A 681-nucleotide genomic window follows, 5' to 3' on the forward strand; every position below is an offset into this window, starting at 1 on the left:
CCTACGTCTGTCGCGAGACGATCTACAACGCGATCTATGCCCTGCCAGTGGGTGAGCTGCGTAAGGAGCTGATCATCTGTCTGCGCCAAGGCAAGACGACGCGCCGGCCGCGCTCTGGCGGCGTGGATCGGCGCGGCCAGATCCCTGAGATGGTCAGTATTCATGTGCGCCCGCCGGAGATTGAAGACAGGCTGATGCCGGGGCATTGGGAAGGCGACCTCATCAAGGGTAAGGCCAACGCCTCGTCCGTCGGTACGCTGGTGGAACGCACCAGTGGCTACCTGATGCTGGTGAAGATGAACGACGCGACGGCGACTTCGGCGCTGGAAGGCTTCAGCGCCGCGCTCAATGGCATGCCGCTGGAGATGCGCAAGAGCATGACTTACGACCAGGGCCGGGAGATGGCGCGACACGCCGAGATCACCCAAAGAACCGGCGTGGCGATCTACTTCTGCGACCCGCACAGCCCCTGGCAGCGCGGCAGCAACGAAAACATCAACGGCCTGATTCGCCAGTACTTGCCCAAGGGCACAGACCTGTCGGTACATAGCCAAGAGGAGCTGGACGCCATTGCGCTGCAACTGAACATGCGACCGCGCAAGCGCTTCGACTTCAAATGCCCCATCGAGGTGATGGGAGAGGTCATGCAAAATGCCATGGCGATGCGGCATGATGCTCCGG

At 61.8% G+C, this 681-nt stretch carries 1 protein-coding gene; it reads left to right on the forward strand.

Annotated elements, in window-relative coordinates; genetic code table 11:
- A partial coding sequence (locus LO50_RS18375) for an IS30-like element ISPsp7 family transposase (protein WP_044315909.1) occupies positions 1–681 on the forward strand: 681 nt, incomplete at both ends.

The organism is Stutzerimonas stutzeri, assembly GCF_000935215.1.
Classification (GTDB): Bacteria; Pseudomonadota; Gammaproteobacteria; order Pseudomonadales; family Pseudomonadaceae; genus Stutzerimonas.